The organism is Methylobacterium nigriterrae (assembly GCF_037106235.1).
Lineage (GTDB): Bacteria > Pseudomonadota > Alphaproteobacteria > Rhizobiales > Beijerinckiaceae > Methylobacterium > Methylobacterium nigriterrae.
The window spans coordinates 1-1230 of the sequence record NZ_JBAWTG010000386.1 but is presented as its reverse complement, the minus strand read 5'-3'; the positions used below and the strand labels follow the sequence as shown (position 1 = coordinate 1230).

Annotated in this window: 1 protein-coding gene; it reads left to right on the top strand. The window is 66.7% G+C overall.

Annotated elements, in window-relative coordinates:
- Positions 1-16: 16 nt before the first annotated feature.
- On the top strand, positions 17-928 hold the full coding sequence (gene sucD / locus WDW90_RS37285) for a succinate--CoA ligase subunit alpha (protein WP_336492750.1): 912 nt from the start codon (positions 17-19) through the stop codon (positions 926-928).
- The last annotated feature ends 302 nt before the right edge of the window (positions 929-1230 follow it).

Sequence of the window (1230 nt, the reverse complement as noted above, 5' to 3'; positions counted from 1 at the left end):
CGGTGGAGGCAGCCCAATGATCATCTATCGCCAGCACGCCCGCGTCCTCGTCCAGGGCATCACCGGCAAGCAGGGGACATTCTGGACCGAGAAGATGATGGGCAGCGGTACGCAGGTGGTGGCTGGCATCAACCCGAAGCGCGCCGGGGAGCAGCATCTCGGTGTCCCGGTCTACGCCACAGCCAAAGAGGCGATGGCCGAGACACCTTTCGATTGGGCGGTCATGTTCATCCCGCCCGCCGCCGCCCGCGCGGCGGCCCTCGACGCCATCGAGGCGGGCGCCTCGACCTTGGTCATCCTGACCGAGCACATCCCCGCCCGCGACGTGATCGCGATCCATCACGCGGCCGCGCGCCGCGGCACCCGGATCATCGGCCCGAACACCGCAGGTGTTGTCACACCCGGCGAGGGCTTCGTCGGCATCATGCCGGGCCACAACCCGAACATCTTCCAGCCGGGCGAGGTCGGGGTGATCTCGCGCAGCGGCAGCCTCGGCACGCTGATCTGCCTCAACCTGACACGCGCCGGCATCGGGCAATCCGCGTTCCTGGGCATCGGCGGGGACCCGATGATCGGCACGACGACCCGCGACGCCCTCATGGCCCTCGATCAGGACGAGCGCACCCGCGCCGTCGTGATGGTGGGCGAGATCGGAGGGGCGATGGAGGAGGCGGCGGCGGAATACGCGGCCGGGATGCGCAAGCCCGTCGTCTCCTTCATCGCCGGGCGGGCCTCGCCGCCGGGCAAGACGATGGGTCATGCCGGCGCGATCGTCTCCGGCAATTTCGGCAGCTATGCCGGCAAGCGCAAGGCCCTTGAGGCGGCCGGCGTGGCCGTGGCCGATACGCCCTCCGAGATCCCGCGCCTGCTGGGCCTGCCACGTTCGGGATCGGTCGACCCTGCCAATCTGGCTCTTCAACGTGGGTGACCCGCGACGTCCCCGGCCATGACCGGGAACGTACCAGAGCTTCGAGCGCCGAGAATGATGCGAAGTTAATTCGCGAGTGCGACGTCGCTGCGGAAGTTCTCGGCAAAGTTGGGAGCGAAATAGGCGGAGCGCGGCCACAATCCCAATCACGAGCATCCAGAACAGGTCGATTGCGCGAACGATCCGACGAAAAGGAGAAACAACCATGAGGATGACGACCGAGGAAGCCTTCATCAAAGTCCTTCAGATGCACGGCATCGAGCACGCCTTCGGCATCATCGGTTCCGCGATGATGCCGGTGT

What these genes read in the sequence shown, in the direction of transcription:
- sucD (WP_336492750.1), top strand. Translation starts at nt 17, where the DNA reads ATGATCATCTATCGCCAGCACGCCCGCGTCCTCGTCCAGGGCATCACC.